We start from the raw sequence: 22,622 nt of genomic DNA, 5'->3' as shown, positions 1-22,622 counted from the left end.
TCCGCGACTGGATTCGGACTTGGAATGACAACCCTCGGCCCTACGTCTGGACCAAGACCGCCGACCAGATCCTCGACTCCATCGCCCGCTACTGCACCCGCATTAACAACTCAGGACACTAGGCCGCAGCGGGCAGCCGGTGTCCACGCGCGCCGCGAGATCGGCGCGCACGGCGGCGAGCTCGGCCATCCGCGCGTCGATGACCTGGATCTTGTCGGCGAACAGCGCCGACAGCGCCGCGGCCGAGTCGGGGACGTCCCGCAGCTCCGCGAGATTGTCGGCGATCTCGCCGAGTGAGAAGCCGAGCCGCTGTGCGGTGCGCACGTAGTGCAGCCACGGCACCGTCTCGGGCGGAAAGTCGCGGTAACCGTTGCCGAGCCGCCGCCCGGCGACCAGGCCGATCTTCTCGTAGAACCGGATCGCGTCCCGGCTCATGCCGGTCCGCACGGCCAGTTCCCCGATGCGCATGGTGACTCCGTCGGTCCGTGGACTTGACCTTGAAGCGTACTCCACGGTTTAGCGTCGCCAACCGTGAACTACCGACGACTCGTCCGCGTCAGCGCGGGCTACGACCTTGTTGTCACGGCGGCGTTCGTCACGCCGTGGACCTACGAACTGCTGCGACAGGCGCTGTCCGCCGTCGGCCTCGCGCTCGGTCTCGGGGCGATGCCCGCCACCGACCCCACGGCGACCATGTACGCCGACCTGATGGGCTCGATCGTGGTGGTGTGGGCCGTCTTGCGCCTGATCGACCCGCACCCGGTCCTCGGGCTGTACGACGGCGTGGCGCGGATCTTGTTCGCGATCTGGGAGGCGTACGCCGCCGTGCACGGCGCCACGGGGCTGCTCTGGGGATTCTTCGCCGTCGAGGTGCTCTTCGGCGTCCTACAGCTGGCCCCGTGGCTGTCGGCTCATCCGCCGTGGCCGACGAGATCGTTCACGGCGCGCTTGCGGCGCAGCAGCCGCGGCAGCACGCCGTGATACATCTGCTGGGCCAGCGGAGACGGCGGAACGAGCAGCACCGTGCACTTCGCGTGGGCGGCGCAGTACCTCGGCACCGACGGAATCAGGGCGCGGCGCAACAGGTTCCGCCGTCCCGCCCCGACCACCAGCAGGTCGTTCTCGTCATCCGCGATGCACACCAACGCCTTCCCGGCGTCGGCCCGCACCGCCATCTGCCGCACTTCAACGTCTTCGGGCACACCGCCCAGTGCCTCTGCCCACGCCGCGGCCAGCCGCTCCCAGGCGCCCTGCTCCCACAACCGTTTGAGCTGCACGTCGAGCGTGCGCCGGTAGGCGGCCTCGCCGCCGGGCGCACTCCAGGCGATCACGACGACGAGCGGGACCGCGCGCATCCGCGCCTCGGTCACCGCCCGTCGCAGCGCCTGCAAGCTGCCGACCGAGCCGTCGACACCGACGACGACCCGCCGAACACCATCCATCACCGACCCATGGTAGGCGCCGTGTCCATGGCGCCGCCTCCGGCGTCGCGGCTCGGCCCCTCGTGACCCCTGCCTCGCCCTTGCCGGATTTTCACCCGCCGCATCCGGCTTGGGTGGGTGGGCGCGTCGGGTGGCGGCGGGCGAAAATCCGCCAACCGGGCGAAGCAGGGGCGGGGCCGAGCGGCTTCGGTCAGAAGTCCTCGTCGAAGCTCACCGTTCCAGTGACCGCGACCTGGTAGGCGGACACGCGGCGTTCGAAGAAGTTGGACAGCTCCTGCACGTCCTGCAACTCCATGAACGCGAACGGGTTCCTGGCGTTGAACTCCGGTGCCATGCCCAGCACGGCCAGCCGCCGGTCGGCGACGTGCTCCAGGTAGGAACGCATGTCCGCCAACGACATGCCGGCCACACCCTGCCCCAGCATGTCCTCGGCGAAGCGCGTCTCGGCGTCGACGGCCTCACGCAGCATCTGCCGGACCTCGGCCTCCAGCTTGTCGTCGAACAGGTCCGGCTCCTCCCGGCGCACCGTGTCGACCACGTCGAAGGCGAACGCCATGTGCATGGACTCGTCGCGGAACACCCAGTTGGTGCCGGACGCCAGGCCGTTGAGCAGGCCCCGCGAGCGCAGGAAGTACACGTAGGCGAAGGCGCCGTAGAAGAACAGACCCTCGATGCACGCGGCGAAGCAGATCAGGTTGAGCAGGAAGCTGCGGCGATCCTCCTTGCTGCGCAACTGGTCCAGGTGCTGGACGGAGTCGATCCACTTGAAGCAGAACTCGGCCTTGTCCCGGATCGACGGGATGTTCTCCACCGCCGCGAACGCCTCGGCCCGCTCGTTCTCGTCGGGAATGTAGGTGTCCAGCAGCGTCAGGTAGAACTGGACGTGCACGGCCTCCTCGAACAGCTGGCGCGACAGGTAGAGCCGCGCCTCGGGGGCGTTGACGTGCTCGTACAGGTTGAGCACCAGGTTGTTGGCGACGATGGTGTCGCCGGTGGCGAAGAACGCGACCAGGCGGTTGATCAGGTGCTGCTCGGCCGGCGTGAGTTTCTTGAGGTCGGCGAGGTCGGAGTGCAGGTCGACCTCCTCGACGGTCCACGTGTTCTTGATGGCGTCACGGAAACGCTCGTAGAACAAGGGATAACGCATGGGCCGCAACGTGAGGTCCATGCCCGGGTCCAGCAAGGACTGCTGGCGGGCGGTGTTCTCCAGCCCGGAGGAAGTTGTCGTCGTCACTGGCAGGCCTCACAGGATTCGGGGTTCTCAAGGGAGCAGGCGATGACGTCCGCCTCGACGACGGAAGCGGCGGCGGTCGGCACGGTGGCCTGCTGGATGCGCGTCGCCGGGCGGGAGCGCAGGTAGTACGTGGTCTTCAGCCCGGTCTGCCAGGCGTAGCGGTACATCGAGGACAGCTTGCCGATCGTCGGCGAGGCGACGAACAGGTTCAGCGACTGGCTCTGGTCGATGTACGGGCCGCGGGCGGCGGCCAGGTCGATCAGGGACCGCTGCGGCAGCTCCCACGCGGTGCGGAACAGCGAGCGGCTGGCCTCGGGCAGGCCGGCCAGGCCCTGCGCGGAGCCGTCGTCCCGCTTGAGCTGGTCGCGGGTGGCGGCGGTCCACAGGCCGTGCCGCTTGAGCTCGGCGACGAGATAGGTGTTGACCTGCAAGAACTCCCCGGACAGGGTCTCCCGCTTGAACACGTTGGACACCTGCGGCTCGATGCACTCGTAACAGCCGGCGATGGAGGCGATCGTGGCCGTCGGGGCGATCGCGATCAGCAGCGAGTTGCGCAGGCCGCTCTCGGCCACGCGCTCACGCAACGCGGTCCAGCGCTCGGTCTGCGTCGGCGTGACGCCCCACAGGTCCGGCTGGAGATCGCCCTGCGCCGCACGGGTCTGGTTGTACGCCGGGTGCGCGCCGGCGGAGGCGGCCAGATCGGCCGAGGTCTCCAGGGCCGTGAGGTAGATCTCCTCGGCGATGCGGGTCGACAGCTCGCGAGCCTCGGGAGAGTCGAAGTCCAGGCGCAGCTTGAAGAACACGTCCTGAAGGCCCATCACGCCCAGGCCGACCGGCCGCCAGCGCGGGTTGGACCGGCCCGCCGGCTCGGTCGGGTAGTAGTTGATGTCGATCACGCGGTCCAGGAACGTGACCCCGGTGCGGACGGTCTCCCGCAGCTTGGTCCAGTCCAGGGCGTCGCCGGCCACGTGCGCGCCCAGGTTGACCGAGCCCAGGTTGCACACGGCGGTCTCGGCGTCGCTGGTGATCTCCAGGATCTCCGTGCAGAGATTGGAGAGGTGCACCACGTTGCCGGCCTCGGCGGTCTGGTTGCAGGTGCGGTTGGCGGTGTCCTTGAAGGTCATCCAGCCGTTGCCGGTCTGGGCCAGCGTACGCATCATCTTCGCGTACAGGTCGCGGGCCTTGACCTTGCGCACGGCCCGGCCGGCCTCCTCGGCCGCCCGGTAGGCGCGGTCGAAGTCCTCGCCCCACAGGTCCGGCAGCTCCGGCGTCTCGTCCGGGTCGAACAGCGACCACTCGGCGTCGGCCTCGACCCGGCGCATGAACTCGTCCGGGATCCAGTTGGCGATGTTCAGGTTGTGCGTGCGGCGCGCGTCCTCACCCGTGTTGTCGCGCAGCTCAAGGAACTCCTCGATGTCCGGGTGCCACGTCTCCAGGTAGACGCAGGCCGCGCCCTTGCGCCGGCCGCCCTGGTTGACCGCCGCCACCGAGGCGTCCAGCGTGCGCAGCCACGGCACGATGCCGTTGGAGTGGCCGTTGGTGCCGCGGATCAGGGCGCCGCGGGAGCGGACCCGGGACCACTGCACGCCGATGCCGCCGGCGAACTTGGACAGCTGCGCCACCTGCGCGTATCGCTCGTAGATCGACTCGAGCTCGTCGCGGGGCGAGTCCAGCAGGTAGCACGAGGACATCTGGGTGTGCCGGGTGCCCGAGTTGAACAGCGTCGGCGAGCTCGGCAGGTACGCCAGCGAGGACATCAGGCGGTAGAAGCGGATCGCCTCGGCCGCGGTGTGCGACAGGCCACAGGCCACGCGCAGCAGCCAGTACTGCGGGCGCTCCAGCACCGCCCGGGAATTGGGGTGGCGCAACAGGTAGCGGTCGTACACGGTGCGCAGGCCGAAGTACTCGAAGCGGCGGTCGTTGTCGGCGTCGATCGCGTCGTCCAGCTTGCGGGCGTGCGTGGCCACGAACTTGGCCGTCTCGTCGCCGATCAGGCCCTCGCGGTGGCCCAGCGCGATGCTCTGACTGAACGAGTGGATGCCCTGGCCGCGGACCTCCTTGTCGATGTACGCGGCGAGCAGCTGCGCGGCCAGCCGGGAGTACTCCGGCTCCTCCGAGACCAGTTCCGCGGCCGTCTGGATGGACAGCCGGTCCAGCTCCTCGGTGGTCGCGCCGTCGTACAGGCCGTTGATCGTCTTGGTCGCGACCCGCAGCGGGTCCACCTCGGACAGGCCGACCGCGTTGCGGCCCACCGCTTTCACGATCTTGTTCACGTCGACGGTCTCGAACGCGCCGCTGCGTTTGCGCACCCGCATCGTCGGGTGGGGGTCGGCATCGACCCGCACGACTGTCTTCACGGCTGGCTTCACGGCCTTGCTCCTCGCACGCTGTGGGCCCTGGGCGCGAGGACACAGGCGGCACGCGGCCGCGAGGAGTCCCCACGCCCTCCCTCGGGGCCTGGACACGAGCCCGTCCACGGTGCGGAACGGGCGAGCGGGCAGGTCTTCGGACTCACGGGCATGCCTGGTCGGCACCTACTGGCCGTCGCTTCCCGGACACCTGCGTCCAGTGCTTCGTGACGGCGGTCGTTCCCGTTCACCGCTGCGGGGCAGTCCCGGATTCGCACCGGGTTCCCTCTTACGACGACCGCCCTGGCGGGACGGCCGAACCAGCTCGGTGAGCACAATACATGGACGACGATCAGTCGCAAGAACCCACATGTTGTGTCGGCGTGTCAGGTAGGCCGAACCCGGTCCACGTCTCAGCCCGGCCGGCGCGGGCTCCCGGAGGTCGTGTGGCCGCGGTCACCGAGGTTCTTATTGCACCGTTCGTTCTCAACAGACTATCGTCGTCGACATGGACTTCACCAAGACTGTTGCCGTAGTGACCGGTGCGAACCGCGGCCTGGGCCGCAAGTTCGCCGAAGAGCTCGTCGCCCGTGGCGCGAAGGTGTACGCCACCGCGCGCCGCCCCGAGACCATCGACATCGAGGGCGTCACCCCGCTGCGCCTCGACGTCACCGACCACACCAGCATCGAGGCCGCCGCCAAGGTCGCCGCCGACGCCACCCTCCTGATCAACAACGCCGGCATCGGGAGCGCGCCCGGACTGCTGGAGCCCGACCTCGACACCGTCCGCGAGCAGCTTGAGGTGCACTTCGTCGGCCCGCTGGCGGCGATCCGCGCGTTCGCGCCGGCCATCGAGGCCAACGGCGGCGGCGCGATCCTCAACGTCGCCTCGGTGCTGTCGTTCGCCCACCCGGCGTGGTCCGGCGCGTACTCGGTGGCCAAGGCGGCCGAGTGGGCGATGACCGACGTCGTCCGCGAGGAGCTGGCGCCCAAGGGCATCACCGTGACCGGCCTGCACGTCGGCTTCATGGACACCGACATGGCCGCGCACGTGACCGAGGGCAAGTCGGACCCGGCCGAGGTCGCGTCGACCACCCTGGACGCCGTGGCCAAGGGCACGCCCGAGGTGCTGTTCGACGAGTTCACCCGCAACGTCAAGGCCGGCCTGAGCGCGGCCGTCTAGCCCGTGTGAGAGGTTTGTCCCCATGGTTCGGCACAAGGAATTCGATCCGGACACGGCCGTCGCCGACGCGATGGACCTGTTCTGGCGGCGCGGCTACGAGGCGACCTCGGTGCAGGATCTGGTCGAGCACACCGGGGTCGGCCGGCGCAGCATGTACGACACCTTCGGGGACAAGCACTCGCTCTACCTTCGCGCGCTCGACCGCTACCTCACGCTGGCAGAGGACGGGTTCCGCGAGAAGGCCGCGGCCGACGGCCTCTCGGCGATCCGCTCCCTGTTCTCACTCCTGCTCGAATCGCCGGCCGACGACTTCCGCGGCTGCCTGTTCGTGAACAGCTCCACCGAATTGGGGCCTTCGGACGACGCCGTCGCCGAGCGACTCGCGCAGCACTCGGCGGTGGCGCGCGAGACGCTGGCGGGGATGATCCGCCAGGGTCAGCGGGACGGTTCCGTCACCGACCGTATCGATGTCGAAACCGCCACCGCCGTGACCTTCAACGCCTGGGTCGGAGTCCGGGTGCAGGTCCGGGCACGCACCCCCCGCGACCAGATCATCCACGATGTGGAAAAACTGTTGGCCCTGCTCAACGGTTCACGGACCTGAACAATTCACCTGCCCGAAAGGTATTGACGGGGCAAGCGTGGGTATCCCAAACTGATGGCCCCTGCTCTTCTCGAAGTCGGTATGGCACCGCCGCCAAACCGGAGGAGATTAAAACCCATGCACACAATCCCTGCCAGCGTTTCTCGCTGTGACGGGGCGGCTCGACAACCCCGGGATCCTGCCTGATCCCTCGGTTCCCTGACGCCGCCACACGTCCCTGCGAGGAGTAAAAATTGAACAAGAAGCTCACGGCGAGCGCCCTGACCCTCGCCGCGGCCGGCACGCTGTTCGCCGGCCAATCCGCCATGGCCGCTCCCGCCCTGAACACCGGGGTCGCGCCGGGTGGAAACTTCAATTTGTCGGTGTGGTCCCTCCAGGAGCCGGTCGGCTCCCCCGGTTCGCCGACGACGATCAGCCCCAGCCGGCTGAAAGGCGCGAGCGGCTACACCGACAAGTACTTCTACACGGACAAGACCGACGGTTCCATGACGTTCTGGGACCCGGAGAACGGCGTGCACACGCCCAACTCCAACTTCTCCCGTTCTGAGCTGCGGGAAATGAATTCGAGCGGGTCCGCGGCCAGCTGGGGCCTGCCCGGCACACACAAGCTCAGCGCCACGGTCAAGGTGACCAAGGTGCCTTCCAGCGTCTGCGTCGGGCAGATTCACGCCAGCGAGGGCAGCGGCACCACCAAACCGCTGATCGAGCTCTACTACCACAGCAACGGCGACATCATCGCCGGCATCGAGAACGGCCCCGGCGGCGGCCAGACCGCGCACACCGTCGGCCATGTCTCGCTGAACACGCAGTTCAGCTACGTCATCAGCGTCACCGGCGGCAACACCATCAACATCGCGATCAACGGCAGCAACCATTCGTTCGGCATTCCGTCGGGCTGGAAGGGCTATCCGCAGTACTTCAAGGCCGGCGACTACAACCAGAGCGCCAGCAGCAGCTCCACCAACGGCGCGACCGTGCATTTCTACGCTCTGACGGTCTCGCACAGCTGAGTTGTCCTTGTTCGGCCCGGCGGATTCGTCCGCCGGGCCGTTCGGCATGCCGTCACCGACCTCGCTCGGCCGGAGTCTGACCGGCGGCGGAGATGCGCGCGATGGGCATCAGCGGGTGGCCAGGCCGGGCAGCTGCGGCTGGGAGGCGCAGCGGTTGGTCGGCCCGCGCCACATGTCGATGGCGTCGGGCTCGGACGGATCGAAGTACCGCACCCGCCAGGCGTCGTCGTCCTCGATCCGCCGAACGCCGTAGGAGTACTCGTACGTCAGGCCCTCGGGACCCTTGAAGTACAGGAAGACGGCGCCGGACTGGGGGTGCCGGCCGGGGCCCTGCTCGATCTCGATCCCGTTGTCCTGCAGGAAGTGCCAGCTGCGCATGACGTCGTCGATGGACTCGACCTGGAAGTTCATGTGGCACAGGCCCGGCCCGGCGCCCTGGAACACGGCCATCTTGTGGTGCACGGGATCGAAGCGCATCAGGCACGCGGCGTCACCGATCCAGTCGGACACCTTCAGGGTGAAGTGCTTGGTCCAGAACTTGTGCGCGGCCCGGACGTCGGGGGCGTCGAGGCAGAGGTGGCCGAACTCGGTGATGCCGGCGGCGCGGGCGAAGTTGACCGGCGTGGGCACCTCCTTCTGGTCCACCACGAGGTCGACGACGTTGCCGAACGGGTCCTCGAAGGCGATGAACTCCCGCACGTGCCGGTCGGCCGCGGCCGCCTTGTCGCCGCGGCTGACGGTCAGCCCGGCCGCTTCCAGCTCGGACTCGGCGTCGGCGAGCCGGTCCTCGTCGGCGAGCGTGAAGGCCGAGGAGATGACGCCGGCCTCACCGGCCACAAAGGACAGACAGTGGTGTCGGTTGTCGGCTCGCAGATAGGCCCGCTCCGCGGTCCGCTCGACCAGTTCGAGGCCCACCACGTCGACGGCGAAGCCGACGGCGGTCTCCAGGTCCGCGGTGCCGGAGCGGACGTAGGCGATGTCCTGGATGGCGATCACTGCCCCACCTCGCTGTCAGACGGCAACCCAACGCCCACAACGGTACAGGTATCGATATACATGTCAATCCCGCTGTTGACAGATATACAGATACCGGTAACCATTGCCCCATGTCGCCAGCCAGCATCGCCGAGGACCTGACCCGGGCGGGCCACGCGCTCGACGCAGCCGGGCTGGTCACCGCGTTCGGGCACGTCAGCGCCCGGATTTCCGACGAGGAGCTGCTCATCACGCCGCCGCGCCCGCTGGGCGCGCTGGCCGGTGGTGAATTCCCACAGCTGTCCATTTGCGCGGGGAAACTTCCCGACGACGCGCCTCGCGAGGCGTGGATGCACACCGCCATTGCCGCCGTCCGGCCGGACGTCGGCGCCATCTGCCGGGCCCAGCCGCCGACCGTCGCCGCCACCGCGACGCTGGGTATCCCGCTCGTGCCGCTACACGGCCAGGGCTCGCTGCTCGGCGCGATCGTCCCGATCTTCCACAACTCGCGCCTGATCCGTGAACCCGGGATCGCCCGCGAACTGGCGGCCGCGCTCGGCAGCGCGTCGGCGCTCGTGCTGCGCGGCAACGGCGCCATCACCGTCGGCGCCACCCTGCCCGAGGCCGTGGCCCGCATGTGGATCCTCGAGGAGACCGCCAAGCTCACGCTCGCCGTCGCCGCCCACGGCCCGGTCCGCCCCCTGCCCGCCGAGGAGCAGGCCGCCTGGGCGGCAACGGGTTCCGAACTGCTCAACCGCATCTGGCACCACCTGACCGCAGCGTCGCGGTGAAAGGAACCCCGCCATGCCGAACAGAGTTTCCCGCGGCGCCTTACGGAGCGTCGTCATCCTGTGCGCCTTCGCCGTCACCTTCGACGGCTACGACCTGGTCGTCTACGGCACGACCGTGCCGTCCCTGCTGGCGGCCTGGCACATCGGCCCCGCGCAGGCCGGCACGATCGGCAGCTACGCGCTGATCGGCATGCTCATCGGCGCGCTGCTGGTGGGCACGGTGACCGACCTGATCGGCCGCCGCCGGATCCTCGTGCTCTGCATGGTGTGGTTCTCCGTCTGCACGGCGCTGTGCGCCCTGGCCCCGAACCCGGAAGTGTTCGGGTTGTTGAGGTTCGTGGCCGGCATCGGCCTCGGCGGCCTGATGCCGACCGCCGCTGCGCTGGTGGTCGAGTACGCGCCCGCCGGCAAGCACAACATCACGTACGTGCTGATGCAGTCGGGTTACGCGGTCGGCGGCATCCTGGCCTCCGCGCTGGCGATCTCGGTGATTCCGTCGCTGAGCTGGCAGACCATGTACCTGATCGGCGCCGCGCCGGTGCTGGCGGTGCCGTTCGCGCTGCGCTGGCTGCCGGAGTCGTTGGAGTACCTGGTCTTGCGTGGCCGTACCGACGAGGCCGTCACGCTGGCCGCTCGGCTCGGCGTCGAGGTGCCGGTGATTTCGTTGTCGGAGAAGCGGAACTGGCTCAGCGCCCTGCGCGAGCTGGCCGCGCCCGGCTACCGGCTCGGCACGATCCTGTTGTGGCTGGCCAGCTTCAGTTCGCTGCTGATGGTCTACGGCATGAACACCTGGCTGCCGCAGATCATGCGCCAGGCCGACTTCCCGCTCGGCTCGGCCCTGAGCTTCCTGCTGGTGTTCAACGTGGGCTCGATCATCGGCTCGGCGATCGGTGGCCGGGCGGCCGACATCGTCGGCTCCAAGCCGGTCGTCGCCGTGTCCTTCCTGCTGGCCGTGGTGAGCATCGCGCTGCTGGCCGTCCGACCGTCCACAGTGGTCATCTACATCCTGTCGGGCGTCGCCGGCTACGGCACCATCGGCACCACCAACCTGATCAACGTCTTCGTCACCCGCTACTACCCGCCCACGTCGCGGGCCACCGGCATCGGTTGGTCGCTCGGCGTCGGCCGTCTCGGCGCCATCCTCGGCCCCGTGCTCGGCGGCCTCGTGCTCGCCTCCGGCGCAAGCTACGTGTGGAACTTCTACCTCTTCGCCGCCGTGGCGGTCATCGGTCTCGTCGCGACGGGTCTGGTGCCGGTCACCCGCCGGCAGCCGGTCGCCATCCAACTGAGGGAGCGGACATCGTGAAGATCCAGCACGTCATCGGCGGAGCGGAGACCGACTCCGCCGACGGCGCCACCTATGACGACATCGACCCGTACACGCGGCAGAGCTACGCCACCGTCGCCCGCGCGTCGGCGGCGGACGTGGACCTGGCGGTGGCCGCCGCACGCCGGGCGTTCGACGAAGGTCCTTGGCCCCGCATGGGTTTCGCCGAGCGCGGCCGCCTGTTGCACAAGTTCGCCGACCTCATGGAGGAGCACGCGGCGGAGCTCGGCGAGGCCGAGGGCCACGACATGGGCAAGCCCATCGCGGCCGCCTCCTCGCACGACGTGCCGCGCTCGGCGCAGAACTTCCGGTTCTTCGCCGATCATGCTCGACTGGCCATGGCCGAGGCTTTGCCGTCGGACATCGGCATGCACACCTACACGCGGTACGAGTCGGCCGGTGTGGTGGCGGCGATCGCCCCGTGGAACTTCCCGCTGATGCTGGCCACATGGAAGATCGCGCCGGCATTGGCGTGGGGCAACACCGTGGTGCTGAAGCCGTCCGAGGACACCCCGCGCTCGGCGGCGATCATCGGCCGGCTGGCGTTGGAGGCCGGCATCCCCGAGGGCGTGTTGAACGTGGTGCTGGGCTTCGGCGACGCCGGCGCGGTGCTGACGCGTGACCCGCGCGTGGACCGGATCACCTTCACGGGATCGTCCTTGACGGGTCGTGCGATCGCGGGGGCGGGGGCGGCGAATTTGACGCCGGTGAGCCTGGAGCTGGGGGGCAAGGGGTCGAACCTGGTGTTCGACGACGCGAATGTGGATGTGGCCGTGGACTGGTCGATCCGGGCGGCGTTCAGCAACACGGGCCAGGTGTGCCTGGCCGGTTCGCGGCTGTACGTGCAGCAGGGCGTGTACGACGAGTTCCTGTCGCGGTTCGTCAGCGCGGCCGAGGCGATGACACTGGGCGATCCGTCCGATCCGTCGACCTCGATCGGGCCGTTGGCGTCCGAGAAGCACTACAACAAGGTCATCGGGTATCTGGAGCCGGAAAAGACCGGCGGGGCGAAGGTTCTGACCGGCGGGCTCGGCGAGGGCTGGTTCGTGCGGCCGACCGTGTTGACGGACGTGCCGCAGGATGCGCCGGTGCAGCGGGAAGAGGTGTTCGGGCCGGTCGTGACGGTCACTCCGTTCGCGTCCGAGGAGGACGGTGTCCGGCTGGCCAACGACACGCCGTACGGGCTGTCCGCCATGGTGTTCAGCGACGGGCTGCACCGAGCGCACCGGGTGGCCGGTGCCCTGCGCAGCGGCAACGTCTGGGTCAACTGCTTCTTCGTGCGTGACCTGCGCGCGCCCTTCGGCGGCGTCGGCGACTCCGGGTGGGGGCGTGAGGGCGGCACCTTCAGCCGGGAGTTCTTCACCGAGCCGAAGACCGTGAGCATGCGGATCGACGGCTGACGGTTAGTATCGGATCATGTCGCTGCAGCATGCCTTGTTGGGGGTGCTGGAGGCACGCCCGATGTCCGGCTACGACCTCGTTCGGTTCTTCGACGGCTCCACCGGCTGGATCTGGGCCGCGCCGCAGAGCCAGATCTATCCCATGCTCCGTCGCATGGAACAGTCCGGGCTGATCGCCGGCGACGAGGAGGCCCGGGGGCCTCGGCTGACCCGGACCGTGTATTCGGTGACGGAGAAGGGGCATCAGGAGCTGGCGTCGTGGCTGGGGACCGCGCACGATGCTGCCCCGCCTCGGGACCCGTTCATGGTGCAGGCGTTGAACTTCGACACCATTCCGGCGGAGGAAGCCGTGAAGGTGTTGGACGCCTTCATCGCCGAGCAGTCGAAGGCGGCGAAGGAGGCCGAGGCGCACCGGGATCGGTTGCTGCGTAAGGACACTGCGCTGTTGAAGGAGCGTCTCACGCGCCGGGATCCCGAGGAGCATGACCGGATCGCGCGGTTGAAGGCGCACGTGTTCGAGGGGATCGCGGCGGTGGCTCGGGTGCGGGTGGAGTGGGCGAAGGAAGGGCAGCGGTTGTTGGAGGAATAAGGGGGCGGCTGTCAGCAGAGTGGGGCCGGGCTTGTGGATGTCGAGGCGGGACGCTTTGTTGGGTCGCGTGGATTTGGCGCGGAGCCTCTGACCGATGTCGCGAAGGGCAAATACCGGGCAGGCAAGCCAGCCCTTCGCATGGTCAATTGTACGACATCGATCCCCTCCACGCAAAATCCACGCTTGTCTGGATAGAGGAGGGGCCGATGTTCAGGGGCTTCTCGATGCCGCCACTTGTTGGTGGCGCGACCGTCGTTGGTGCGAGCGTTGTTGGTGCGGGCGTTGTTGGTGCGAGCGTTGTTGGTGCGGCCGTTGTTGGCGCGGCCGTTGTTGGCGCGACCGTCGTTGGCCCGGCCGTCGTTGGCGCGACCGTCGTTGGTGCGACCGTTTTTGGTGCGGCCATTGTTGGTGCGGGCGTTGTTGGTCGACGCGATTATGCATGAGAACATCACCCGTTAGTGATTCGAGTTCGATCACACGTGCGAGTATCCTGGAGACATGAGGGAAATCACCCGAGAAATGGAGAACATGGAACCGGACGGGGCCATGTTCGACCTCCTCACCGGGACAGACCTCGACAGCCTCTGCACTGACCAGTTAGTCACTCTCGCCATCCTCGCCCGGAAGATGAAATCAGCCTGCGAATGGGCCGAGCTCGCCGTGCTGAAACGCGTCGACGACACCACCGAACTCGCCATGGCCATCAAAGAACCCGAGCAGAGCGTGGCCCGCAGGAAAGAAGCCAGCGGAGCGCTGGACGTGCTGCCCCGGCTGGCCGAGCAGCTACGGTGCGGGGAACTGGACTTCGCCCGGTTCGACGCGGTCAGGGAACGGATCCGGCACCTCGACCAGCCCGAACAGATCACCGAGGTCGAAGACGCACTGGTGGGAGTGGCGGCCGGGCTGAACCGGACCCAGCTATGCCGCAAAACAACAGGGCTGGTCGCCAAAGCCGACCCCGAGGGCTACGAGACCCGCTGCCAGAAGGCCGCGAAGGAGCGGCGGATCGAGTTCAGCCCGCTACCGGACGGCATGGCCAAACTGACCTGGACCCTCCAGGCCACCGACGCCCACCGCCTGTTTCAGCAGATCTGCGCGGACGCCAAAGCCCTCCCCGCCGACGACCGCACCACCGACCAGAAACGATCCGACGTCCTCATGGACCGGGTCCTGGGCAACCGACAGCAGTGGAACGTCCGCACCTACGTCACCGTCTCCATCGAAACCCTGCTCGGCCTGACCAACGACCCCGGCCAACTCGCCGGCTACGGCCCCATCTCCGCCGACACCGCCCGCGAACTCGCCATGCACGGACCCTGGCGCGGCATCCTGCTCGACGAACACCGCCACGCCACCGCCATCACCACCGACACCTACCGCCCCACCGCGCTGATGAAGGAATTCACCCGCGCCCAGTCCGGCGGCATCTGCACCGCACCCGGCTGCAACCGACCCGTCCAGGAACACGACCACATCATCCCCTGGCCCCAGGGCGACACCACACCCACCAACCTCCAAGGCCTCTGCGTCCGCCACCACCACATCAAGCACGAGAACTACACCGTCACCCGAGACACCAACGGCACCACACACTGGACCACCCCCACCGGCCGCCACCACACCACCCACCCCACCCAACACTGACCACCAACACCACGCCCCATCACCCGTTCCTTGACAACTCCACCACCACATCCCAATCCGCCCACCAGACCGGCGACACCGCCCCTCACCACCCTCCGTCGCCGACCCCGCAACCAACCACACCCCACCCGCTCACCACCTCCGACCCCTCCGACCCCGCAACCAACGACATCCACACCCTCTGCCGCCACCGTCCCCACAACCGTCGACATCCCACCACCCCCACTACCCTCCGCCATTCACCATCACCCACAGCCATCAGCCACTCCAACGCCCGCAGCCACACCAGGCACCCCGGCACCCCGGCACCCCGGCACCCCGGCACCCCGGCACCCCGGCACCCCGGCACCCCGGCAGCACACACCCGCCGCACACGAACCACCACACCACCACCCCCTCACCACGCCCTCACCACCCTTTACCGCCTTCATCTCCCCCCGCATTAGGCCGCCCATTCCACAGCCGGCTCATGCGCACCGACCAAAGCACCGCGATGAATCAAGAATCACCGGCCACAAGACCACAACAAGCCCCACAGCGGCACTAGCGATGAATAACGGCAGATCAGACACCACCGACACCCCGAATGAAAAACAAACCGGCCACCAAACACTCTCTGATCCTACCTGGGTCGATTTTGTGTGGAGGTGGACGATGGCCTAAGCTCTCCGCGCGAGGGGCAGGCGAAGCCTGCCCCCTGAAATGCACCTCGCGGCCATCGTCCAGAGGCTCCACACCAAATCGACCCACCCACCCCAGAGAACCCCCATGCCCCGCACTACATAACTCAGCCCAAGCACCCACGCCGACCTGCCCACCCAGAAACATCCACAACCAGCACAAGCCAAACACCCACGCCCACTACCACACAGCACAGCCCAAACACCCACACCCCACACCGCACAGCTCCGCAAACCCCCAACCCCCATACCCGCACCCACACCCACCACGACATAACACAGCACAACCCCCAAACCCGTCACCCCCACTGCCGCGACAGCATCAACGCCGTTGTCCGCAATGCCGGAACCACCCGCTCCAACTGCATCCGCCCGACCCATCCCGAAACCGATACCGCCGCAATGGCATTCCCCAGAGAATCGACTACGGGACAGGCAGCGCACACCACCCCGTTCGCCGACTCCTCATACTCGTGCGCCACGCCATCGGTCCGCACCCGCCTCAACTCCCGCATCAACACTCCCCGCATCACCACGGTCCGGCCCGTCACCCGCTCCAACGACCGCCCCAACACCGCCTCCCGCACGTCATCCGGCGCGTGCGCGAGCAACGCCTTGCCTACCGCCGTGGCATGGGCCGGCATCCGCCCCCCGATCCGTGACGGCACGGCCGGCGCAGCCCGACTGGTCAGCTTGTCCAGGTACACGACATCAGGCGCCTCCAGCACGGCCAGGTGCACGGTCTCCCCCGACGCCCGGTGCAGGTCCTCCAGGAACGGCCGCGCCGCGTCCCGCAGCCCACGCTGCCGAGGCACCAGCTGCCCGAGCTCGAACACCCGCAGCCCCAGCCGCAGCCCGCCCTCCCCCGGCTCCAACATGCCCAGCTCCACCAGCTGCCCGGCCAAGCGGTGCGCGGTCGGCTTCGCGACGCCGGCCCGACGGGCCAGTTCGGACAGTGTCACGCAGCGGTCGTCGTCCTGACGAAAGGCCGACAGCAGGGAAACCGCCCGGCCCAGCACCGAATTCTGACCGTCGTCTCGCTGAGTGGAACGCATAGCTGGCATCGTGCCACGTCGGACCGCCATGGTCGACCTCGTGACCCCCCAGATCCAGTCCGCCGCCGACCGGCTCCAGGACGCCATCGACACCGGCCGGCCCTGCGCCCCGGTGCGAGACCTGATCGGCGAGCACGACATCGACGCGGCCTACGCGGTGCAGGAGATCCTCACCGCGACCAGGCTCGACGCCGGCAACAAGATCGTCGGCCGAAAGATCGGCCTCACCTCGGACTCGGTGCGCAGCCAGCTCGGAGTGTCCCGACCGGACTTCGGCACGCTGTTCTCGGACATGGGCTACGCCACCGGCGAACCGGTCCCACTGGAACGGCTGCTGCAGCCCCGGGTCGAGGCGGAAATCGCCTTCGTGCTCGAGCAGGACATCGACAACCCGCACGCCTCGGTCACGGATGTCCTGCGCGCCACCGACTTCGTCGTCGCCGCGATCGAGATCGTGGACTCCCGGGTGGACAACTGGGACATCCGCATCGCCGACACGGTGGCGGACAACGCGTCCAGCGGCCTCTACACGCTGGGCTGCACGCCGTTCTCCCTGAACGGCCTGGATCTGGCGCAGGTGGGCATGGTGCTGGAGCACGAGGGCGAGCCGGTGTCGGTGGGCTCCGGCGCGGCCTGCATGGCCAACCCGGTGGTCGCGGTGGCCTGGCTGGCCCGGGAAGTGGCCCGCCGCGGCACGCCGCTCAGGGCGGGCGAGGTGGTGCTGTCGGGCGCCCTCGGACCGATGGTCCCGGTCAAGGCGGCCGGGGTGTACACCACGCGGCTCGACGGCCTGGGCGAGGTTCAAACCGTGTTCACTGACGACGGAGGTGCGCGATGACCGTGGGTGCGGTCGTGATCGGTTCCGGCAACATCGGCACCGACATGATGTTCAAGATCAAGCGGCTGTCGACCGGACTGCACGTCGCCGCGATGGCCGGCATCGACCCGGACTCCGACGGCCTGGCCCGGGCCAAGCGGCTCGGTGTGGCGACGACGGCGTCCGGTGTGGACGGTCTGGTCGACATGCCGGAGTTCGCCGAGGCACGCATCGTCTTCGACGCCACCTCGGCCGGGGCGCACCGGCACAACGCGGCGGTCGCCGCCGCGCACGGCAAGCTCATGGTGGACCTGACGCCGGCGGCGATCGGCCCGTACGTGGTGCCGCCGGTCAACCTGGACGAGCACCTGGGCGCCGACAACGTCAACATGGTCACCTGCGGCGGCCAAGCGACGATCCCCATGGTGGCAGCGGTTTCCCGCGTGACGCCGGTGGCGTACGCCGAGATCGTCGCCTCCATCTCCTCCAAGTCGGCCGGCCCCGGCACGCGGGCCAACATCGACGAGTTCACCGAGACGACGTCGGCCGCCATTCAGACGGTCGGCGGCGCGACCAAGGGCAAGGCGGTGATCGTGCTCAACCCGGCCGAGCCGCCGCTCGTCATGCGGGACACGGTGTACTGCCTGATCGAGGACGGCGATCGTGGCGCGATCGCCGAGTCGGTCGACCGCATGGTCGCCGAGGTGCAGACGTACGTGCCGGGCTACCGCCTCAAGCAGGACGTGCAGTTCGACCCGATCACCGTGCCGCACCTGCCGGCGCTGGGCCGTCGGTTCGACGGCGTGAAGGTGACGGTGTTCCTGGAGGTCACCGGCGCCGGCCACTACCTGCCCGCCTACGCCGGCAACCTCGACATCATGACCTCGGCCGCCCTGCGGACCGGCGAGCGCATCGCGGGACTGCGCGGCTGGCTGACCGAGTCCGCGGTGGGGAGCATCGCATGACCGACATCTACGTCCAGGACGTGACCCTGCGCGACGGCATGCATGCCATGGCGCACAACTACTCCGTCCAGCAGGTGCGGGACATCGTCACCGCGCTGGACGCCGCCGGCGTGGCGGCGATCGAGGTGGCGCACGGCGACGGGCTCGGCGGTTCGAGCGCCAACTACGGGTTCGGGGCGCACTCCGACACCGAGTGGATCATCGCCGCGGCGGAGTCGGTGACCAACGCCAAGCTGACCACGCTGCTGCTGCCGGGCATCGGCACGATCGAGGATCTCAAGCACGCCAAGGATCTCGGCGTCACCAGCGTCCGCATCGCCACGCACTGCACCGAGGCCGACATCTCCGCGCAGCACATCGGCTGGGCCCGCGAGAACGGCATGGACGTCGCCGGCTTCCTGATGATGAGCCACCTCAACGAGCCGGCGAAGCTGGCCGAGCAGGCCAAACTGATGGAGTCCTACGGCGCGCACTGCGTCTATGTCACGGATTCCGGCGGCCGGCTGACCATGAAGGACGTCGCCGAGCGGGTCGAGGCCTACAACCAGGTGCTCAATCCCGGCACGCAGATCGGCATCCACGCGCACGAGAACCTGTCGCTGTCGGTGGCCAACAGCGTAACCGCCGTCGAGCACGGTGTGTACCGAGTGGACGTTGCCCTGGCCGGCCAGGGCGCCGGGGCCGGCAACTGCCCGGCCGAGGCTTTCGTTGCCGTGGCCGACATTCTGGGCTGGAATCACGGCTGCGACCTGTTCGCGTTGCAGGACGCGGCCGAGGACCTGGTGCGGCCGTTGCAGAACCGGCCGGTCCGGGTCGACCGCGAGACCCTGACCCTGGGCTACGCCGGCGTGTACTCCAGTTTCCTGCTGCACGCCGAGCGGGCCGCGAAGCGGTACGGGCTGGACACCCGGGACATCCTGGTGGAGTTGGGCAAACGCCGCATGGTCGGCGGGCAGGAGGACATGATCGTGGACGTGGCGCTCGATCTGGTCGGGAAGGCGTCGTGACGACGTCGACGGCCCCGCTCGCGGTCCGGCTGCACGACGCCCAGCGCAACGCCGAGGCGACGCCCCAGCTGCCCGAAGGCATCTCGATCGACGAGGCGTACGCCATCCAGCATGCCGTGCTGGACCAGCGTTTCGCGGCCGGGGAGCGGCTCGTGGGCACCAAGCTGGGCTTCACCAGCCGGGCCAAGATGGTGCAGATGGGCGTCTCCGACATCATCGTCGGCCAGCTCACCGACGCCATGCGGGTCGACGACGGCGGCGAGGTGCGACTGTCCACTTTGGTGCACCCGCGGGTGGAGCCGGAGATCGTGTTCCGCCTCGGGCGGGACGTCGACCCGACGGATCCGTTGGCGGACATCGTGTCCGCGGTGGACGCGGTGGCGCCGGCCGTCGAGGTCATCGACTCGCGGTACCGGGACTTCAAGTTCAACCTGGCCGACGTGATCGCCGACAACACCTCCGGCGGCCTGTTCGCGATCGGCGGCTGGCTGCCGGTCGGGGACGTCGCCAACCGGGCCGTGCGGCTCAGCGTCAACGGCAAGGACGTGCAGTTCGGGTCGACGGCCGCCATCCTCGGGCACCCCCTCCGCGCGTTGCGGCAGCTCGTCGGCATCGCCGCCAAGCAGGGATTCCCGCTGCGGGCCGGGCACGTCATCCTGGCCGGGGCGGCCACCGCCGCCGTGCCGCTCGGGCCGTCGGTTGTCCGGGTCGAGGTGGCCGGGCTGGGCAGCGTCACCGTGCGCGGGGTCGCCTGATCATCACGGTAGGGTGATCCCCTCGACGTCTGGGGGGGATCACATGCCGTTGCCTCGTCGCACGCTGCTGCTCGGCGGGCTCGCCGCCACGCTCGCCGGGTGCAGCACCGCCCCGGCGACCACGCCGCCGACGTCGACGACCACGTCGTCGGCGGCACAGGACCCGGATCTGGCTGCGCTGGAACAGAAGTTCGGCGGCCGGCTCGGATTCTACGCACTCGACACGGGCAGCGGCCGCAGCGTCGCCTACCGCGCCGACGAGCGGTTCCTGATGTGCTCCACGCACAAGGTGCTGGTCGTCGGCGCGATCCTTCAATTGCGGCAGCAACAACCCGGGCTGCTGGACCGGGTCATCGCGTACGACAAGTCCAAGGTGCTCTCGTACGCCCCGGTCACCTCGTTGCACACCAGCATGAAGGTGTCCGAGCTGTGCGAGGCGACGCTGAAGGTCAGCGACAACACGGCGGACAACCTGCTGATCGAGCTACTCAAGGGCCCGCAGGCCGTCACGGCCTTCGCCCGCGACCTCGGCGACAACGTCACCCGGCTCGACCGGTTCGAACCCGATCTCAACGACGGCGCGCCCGGCGACGAGCGTGACACCACCAAGCCGCCGGTCTTCGCGTCCGACCTGTACGCGCTGACCGGCGGCGAGGGCCTCGACGCCGCCGGCCGGGACCTGCTGGTGAACTGGATGAAGTCCAGCACCACCGGCCTCGACCTGGTCCGCGGCGGCCTGCCCAAGGACTGGGCCGCGGCCGACAAGTCCGGCAGCGGCGCCAAGGGCGAGGTCAACGACGTCGCGGTGGTCTGGCCGCCCAACCGCGCGCCGCTGGTGATCACGGCCTACACCGCGCCGAAGGACCCCAAGTCCACCGCCGGCCGCAAGCTCATCGCCGACGCGACCGGGATCGCGGTGAAGAAGCTGGCGCAGTAGTAGGCGTGCAGGGCCGCGCGAGGGGAACGGGGACGCGGCCCTGCACTGGTCTTTCAGTTGTTCCAGCCGTGGCTCACCAGGGCACTGGAGTTGCCCGACCAGGCAGCGCTGCCGGTGTGGTAGCCGAGGTGGTCGTACCAGTGCAGATCACCGTTCGGGCTGACGCCGTACAGGATGCCGTTGCCGCCCGAGAACACGTGGGTGAACTCGGTCCAGCCCTGGCTGACCTGCGCGCCGGAGTTGCCGGTCCAGTCGGACGTGCCGGACTTGTAGCCGGTGTGGTCGTACCACAGCAGCCGGCCGTCGCTCGTGACCGCGTAGATCACACCGTCCGCGCCGCCGACCACCAGGGAGAACTGGTCCCAGCCCTGGCTGACCTGGACACCGGAGTTGCTTGTCCAGTCGGCAGTTCCGGTCAGGTAGCCGGTGTGGTGGTACCAGTGCAACGTGCCGTCCGAAGCGACACCGTAGATGATGCCGTCGCCGAGCGAGAACACCCGGCTGTACTCGTTCCAGCCGTGGCTGACGACGGCGCCGGAGTTGGCGGTCCAGTCGGCGGTCCCGGACAGGTAGCCGGTGTTCTTGTACCAGTGGAGATCACCGTTCGAGCTGATGCCGTACACGATGCCGTTGCCACCCGAGAAGACCTTGCTGTACTCGTTCCAGCCTTGGCTCACCTGAACACCGGAGTTGCCGGTCCAATCCTGAGAGCCACTCAGATAACCGGTGTGGTCGTACCACAGCATGCGGCCGTCGGCCTGCGGGTAGTACAGGATCCCGCGCCCCTCGGAGAACGGTGAGCGAGTGGTGCCGCCGCCGGCCGAGATGTCGATGTTGCTGTAGTACGTCCGCAGGATGCGCTGGTAGTCATAGCCGGCCACGGCGCAGGCCTGGGACCCGTTCTGGCTCAGCTTGATGCCGTCGGCGCCCTGGCCGCAGCCGGTGCCGCCGGCGGTGGCCCGGTACTGGGCCTCGAAGATCGCGACGTCGCGGCGCATCGACACACCCCAGGTGGCGTCCACCGCCGCGTCGGTGCTCGGCTTGTGGCTGCCCGCCTTGTACACCTGCGACTGCGTGGTGTCGTAGACGTCGAAGCACTGCCCGCCGGAGCTGCGCGCCCCGGAGTGGTTGGCCCAGTACCAGGCGTACGTCTTGACCGCCATCGCGCCGGCCTGCAACGCCGCCGGCTGCCAGCTGGAGATCCACTCGTTGGGCAGCACGTCCTTCACGTACTGCTCGAACGGCACCGTGGAGATGCCACCACTGCTGAGCAGCACCCGGATCGTGGCCGGCGGGTTCTGGTCGTCGTAGTGCCCGCCGCAGCCGGTGGAGGCCAGAGCGGTGACCGCGGTGTTCATCGTCTGCGGGATGTCGACAACACTTGTTGTCGATGCGGCGGCCGTAGCCGGCACGGCCAGCGCGAGCAGGGCCGTGCCCAGAGCGAGGATTCTACTGCCGGACAAGGCTTTCCTCCCGTTCACGCCAGCCAGCCGTGGCTGACGACCGCGCTGGAGTTCGACGCCCAGGTGACGGCGCCGTTCGCGAAGCCGGTGTGGCTGTACCAGTGCAGGTCACCGCTGGGGCTCACCGCGTACAGCACGCCGTTGCCGCCGTCGACAACCTGGACGAACTGGTCCCAGCCATGGCTGACCACCGCGCCGGAGTTGGACGTCCAGGTCACGGCACCGTTGGCGAAACCGGTGTGGTCGTACCACTGAAGGTCGCCGTTCGGGTTGACGCCGTAGAGGATGCCGTCGCCGCCGGCGATCACCGACATGAAGTTGTCCCAACCGTGGCTGACCACGACGCCCGAGTTGGACGTCCACGTGACGGCGCCGTTGGCGAAGCCCGTGTGGCTG

General features: G+C 68.6%; 23 protein-coding genes, 1 pseudogene and 1 riboswitch. Of the genes and pseudogenes, 16 read left to right on the top strand and 8 right to left on the bottom strand.

What is annotated here, in order from left to right:
* Positions 1–122: pseudogene (locus AB0M73_RS19280) on the top strand (IS630 family transposase); the annotation flags it as partial.
* Here AB0M73_RS19280 and AB0M73_RS19275 read toward each other — a convergent pair.
* Positions 103–468, bottom strand: coding sequence for a MerR family transcriptional regulator (locus AB0M73_RS19275; protein WP_363892087.1), 366 nt, complete (start codon positions 466–468; stop codon positions 103–105). The pseudogene AB0M73_RS19280 and the gene AB0M73_RS19275 overlap by 20 nt on opposite strands.
* A gap of 63 nt (positions 469–531) precedes the next feature.
* Between AB0M73_RS19275 and AB0M73_RS19270 the strand changes: the two genes are divergently transcribed.
* Entirely contained in the window at positions 532–981 is a 450-nt protein-coding gene (locus AB0M73_RS19270; RefSeq protein ID WP_363892085.1) for a hypothetical protein, read from the top strand.
* On the opposite strand, the gene AB0M73_RS19265 is transcribed toward AB0M73_RS19270, so the two are convergent.
* From AB0M73_RS19265 to AB0M73_RS19255, 3 genes are all read right to left on the bottom strand, one after another.
* Positions 912–1,442: a universal stress protein gene (locus AB0M73_RS19265; protein WP_363892101.1), complete on the bottom strand. Its 531-nt coding sequence runs from the start codon at positions 1,440–1,442 to the stop codon at positions 912–914. The genes AB0M73_RS19270 and AB0M73_RS19265 overlap by 70 nt on opposite strands.
* Before the next feature lie 190 nt (positions 1,443–1,632).
* The gene (locus AB0M73_RS19260) at positions 1,633–2,676 is read right to left on the bottom strand and encodes a ribonucleotide-diphosphate reductase subunit beta (RefSeq protein WP_363892083.1); all 1,044 of its coding nucleotides are present in this window, start codon (positions 2,674–2,676) and stop codon (positions 1,633–1,635) included.
* The gene (locus AB0M73_RS19255) at positions 2,673–5,045 is read right to left on the bottom strand and encodes a ribonucleoside-diphosphate reductase subunit alpha (protein WP_363892081.1); all 2,373 of its coding nucleotides are present in this window, start codon (positions 5,043–5,045) and stop codon (positions 2,673–2,675) included. Before AB0M73_RS19255 ends, AB0M73_RS19260 begins: the two co-directional genes overlap by 4 nt.
* Positions 5,046–5,154: 109 nt before the next feature.
* Positions 5,155–5,364, bottom strand: a riboswitch (cobalamin riboswitch).
* Between the two features lie 168 nt (positions 5,365–5,532).
* On the opposite strand from AB0M73_RS19255, the gene AB0M73_RS19250 reads away from it, so the two are divergent.
* From AB0M73_RS19250 to AB0M73_RS19240, 3 genes are all read left to right on the top strand, one after another.
* Entirely contained in the window at positions 5,533–6,207 is a 675-nt protein-coding gene (locus AB0M73_RS19250; RefSeq protein ID WP_363892079.1) for an SDR family oxidoreductase, read from the top strand.
* A 22-nt stretch (positions 6,208–6,229) separates the two neighbouring features.
* Entirely contained in the window at positions 6,230–6,811 is a 582-nt protein-coding gene (locus AB0M73_RS19245) for a TetR/AcrR family transcriptional regulator (protein WP_363892077.1), read from the top strand.
* Between the two features lie 233 nt (positions 6,812–7,044).
* Complete coding sequence (locus tag AB0M73_RS19240; protein ID WP_363892075.1) at positions 7,045–7,821, top strand: polysaccharide lyase family 7 protein; 777 nt, start codon at positions 7,045–7,047, stop codon at positions 7,819–7,821.
* 108 nt (positions 7,822–7,929) lie between these two features.
* On the opposite strand, the gene AB0M73_RS19235 is transcribed toward AB0M73_RS19240, so the two are convergent.
* Positions 7,930–8,817, bottom strand: coding sequence for a VOC family protein (locus AB0M73_RS19235; protein ID WP_363892072.1), 888 nt, complete (start codon positions 8,815–8,817; stop codon positions 7,930–7,932).
* 110 nt (positions 8,818–8,927) lie between these two features.
* Between AB0M73_RS19235 and AB0M73_RS19230 the strand changes: the two genes are divergently transcribed.
* The 6 genes from AB0M73_RS19230 (at position 8,928) to AB0M73_RS19205 (ending at position 14,547) form a co-directional block, all read left to right on the top strand.
* The gene (locus tag AB0M73_RS19230; protein ID WP_363892070.1) at positions 8,928–9,587 is read left to right on the top strand and encodes a class II aldolase/adducin family protein; all 660 of its coding nucleotides are present in this window, start codon (positions 8,928–8,930) and stop codon (positions 9,585–9,587) included.
* Between the two features lie 13 nt (positions 9,588–9,600).
* Complete coding sequence (locus tag AB0M73_RS19225; protein ID WP_363892068.1) at positions 9,601–10,893, top strand: aromatic acid/H+ symport family MFS transporter; 1,293 nt, start codon at positions 9,601–9,603, stop codon at positions 10,891–10,893.
* Entirely contained in the window at positions 10,890–12,314 is a 1,425-nt protein-coding gene (locus AB0M73_RS19220; RefSeq protein ID WP_363892066.1) for an aldehyde dehydrogenase, read from the top strand. Before AB0M73_RS19225 ends, AB0M73_RS19220 begins: the two co-directional genes overlap by 4 nt.
* Before the next feature lie 16 nt (positions 12,315–12,330).
* Positions 12,331–12,903: a PadR family transcriptional regulator gene (locus AB0M73_RS19215; protein ID WP_363892064.1), complete on the top strand. Its 573-nt coding sequence runs from the start codon at positions 12,331–12,333 to the stop codon at positions 12,901–12,903.
* Between the two features lie 146 nt (positions 12,904–13,049).
* Complete coding sequence (locus tag AB0M73_RS19210) at positions 13,050–13,346, top strand: hypothetical protein (RefSeq protein ID WP_363892062.1); 297 nt, start codon at positions 13,050–13,052, stop codon at positions 13,344–13,346.
* A gap of 55 nt (positions 13,347–13,401) precedes the next feature.
* On the top strand, positions 13,402–14,547 hold the full coding sequence (locus AB0M73_RS19205; protein WP_363892060.1) for a DUF222 domain-containing protein: 1,146 nt from the start codon (positions 13,402–13,404) through the stop codon (positions 14,545–14,547).
* Between the two features lie 979 nt (positions 14,548–15,526).
* Here AB0M73_RS19205 and AB0M73_RS19200 read toward each other — a convergent pair.
* Complete coding sequence (locus AB0M73_RS19200) at positions 15,527–16,282, bottom strand: IclR family transcriptional regulator (RefSeq protein ID WP_363892058.1); 756 nt, start codon at positions 16,280–16,282, stop codon at positions 15,527–15,529.
* A 40-nt stretch (positions 16,283–16,322) separates the two neighbouring features.
* Here AB0M73_RS19200 and AB0M73_RS19195 point away from each other — a divergent pair, with 40 nt between their 5' ends.
* Genes AB0M73_RS19195 through bla form a run of 5 tightly spaced genes read left to right on the top strand, consistent with a single transcriptional unit; the run spans position 16,323 to position 20,763 of the window.
* Entirely contained in the window at positions 16,323–17,120 is a 798-nt protein-coding gene (locus AB0M73_RS19195) for a fumarylacetoacetate hydrolase family protein (protein WP_363892056.1), read from the top strand.
* Positions 17,117–18,064: an acetaldehyde dehydrogenase (acetylating) gene (locus AB0M73_RS19190; RefSeq protein ID WP_363892054.1), complete on the top strand. Its 948-nt coding sequence runs from the start codon at positions 17,117–17,119 to the stop codon at positions 18,062–18,064. Before AB0M73_RS19195 ends, AB0M73_RS19190 begins: the two co-directional genes overlap by 4 nt.
* Positions 18,061–19,071 (top strand): 4-hydroxy-2-oxovalerate aldolase, encoded by a 1,011-nt coding sequence (gene dmpG, locus AB0M73_RS19185; RefSeq protein WP_363892052.1) that lies wholly within the window; start codon positions 18,061–18,063, stop codon positions 19,069–19,071. The genes AB0M73_RS19190 and dmpG overlap by 4 nt, the downstream gene beginning before the upstream one ends.
* Positions 19,068–19,826: a fumarylacetoacetate hydrolase family protein gene (locus AB0M73_RS19180; protein ID WP_363892049.1), complete on the top strand. Its 759-nt coding sequence runs from the start codon at positions 19,068–19,070 to the stop codon at positions 19,824–19,826. The genes dmpG and AB0M73_RS19180 overlap by 4 nt, the downstream gene beginning before the upstream one ends.
* A gap of 43 nt (positions 19,827–19,869) precedes the next feature.
* The gene (gene bla / locus AB0M73_RS19175) at positions 19,870–20,763 is read left to right on the top strand and encodes a class A beta-lactamase (protein WP_363892047.1); all 894 of its coding nucleotides are present in this window, start codon (positions 19,870–19,872) and stop codon (positions 20,761–20,763) included.
* Positions 20,764–20,816: 53 nt separating this feature from the next.
* On the opposite strand, the gene AB0M73_RS19170 is transcribed toward bla, so the two are convergent.
* Positions 20,817–22,226 (bottom strand): tachylectin-related carbohydrate-binding protein, encoded by a 1,410-nt coding sequence (locus AB0M73_RS19170; protein WP_363892045.1) that lies wholly within the window; start codon positions 22,224–22,226, stop codon positions 20,817–20,819.
* A gap of 14 nt (positions 22,227–22,240) precedes the next feature.
* A partial coding sequence (locus AB0M73_RS19165; protein ID WP_363892043.1) for a tachylectin-related carbohydrate-binding protein occupies positions 22,241–22,622 on the bottom strand: 382 nt, incomplete at its 5' end.

This window comes from Kutzneria sp. NPDC051319, assembly GCF_040682195.1.
In the GTDB taxonomy this organism is placed as follows: Bacteria; Actinomycetota; Actinomycetes; order Mycobacteriales; family Pseudonocardiaceae; genus Kutzneria.
Note: the sequence above shows the minus strand (reverse complement) of the source record. Positions and strands in the feature narration are given on the sequence as shown.

Excerpts from the sequence above, each read along its gene's own strand:
- AB0M73_RS19205 (WP_363892060.1), top strand. The coding sequence starts at position 13,402 with ATGAGGGAAATCACCCGAGAAATGGAGAACATGGAACCGGACGGGGCC.
- AB0M73_RS19190 (WP_363892054.1), top strand. The coding sequence starts at position 17,117 with ATGACCGTGGGTGCGGTCGTGATCGGTTCCGGCAACATCGGCACCGAC.
- AB0M73_RS19230 (WP_363892070.1), top strand. The coding sequence starts at position 8,928 with ATGTCGCCAGCCAGCATCGCCGAGGACCTGACCCGGGCGGGCCACGCG.
- AB0M73_RS19275 (WP_363892087.1), bottom strand. The coding sequence starts at position 468 with ATGCGCATCGGGGAACTGGCCGTGCGGACCGGCATGAGCCGGGACGCG.
- AB0M73_RS19225 (WP_363892068.1), top strand. The coding sequence starts at position 9,601 with ATGCCGAACAGAGTTTCCCGCGGCGCCTTACGGAGCGTCGTCATCCTG.
- AB0M73_RS19245 (WP_363892077.1), top strand. The coding sequence starts at position 6,230 with ATGGTTCGGCACAAGGAATTCGATCCGGACACGGCCGTCGCCGACGCG.
- bla (WP_363892047.1), top strand. The coding sequence starts at position 19,870 with ATGCCGTTGCCTCGTCGCACGCTGCTGCTCGGCGGGCTCGCCGCCACG.
- AB0M73_RS19265 (WP_363892101.1), bottom strand. The coding sequence starts at position 1,442 with ATGGATGGTGTTCGGCGGGTCGTCGTCGGTGTCGACGGCTCGGTCGGC.
- AB0M73_RS19215 (WP_363892064.1), top strand. The coding sequence starts at position 12,331 with ATGTCGCTGCAGCATGCCTTGTTGGGGGTGCTGGAGGCACGCCCGATG.
- AB0M73_RS19200 (WP_363892058.1), bottom strand. The coding sequence starts at position 16,282 with ATGCGTTCCACTCAGCGAGACGACGGTCAGAATTCGGTGCTGGGCCGG.
- dmpG (WP_363892052.1), top strand. The coding sequence starts at position 18,061 with ATGACCGACATCTACGTCCAGGACGTGACCCTGCGCGACGGCATGCAT.
- AB0M73_RS19250 (WP_363892079.1), top strand. The coding sequence starts at position 5,533 with ATGGACTTCACCAAGACTGTTGCCGTAGTGACCGGTGCGAACCGCGGC.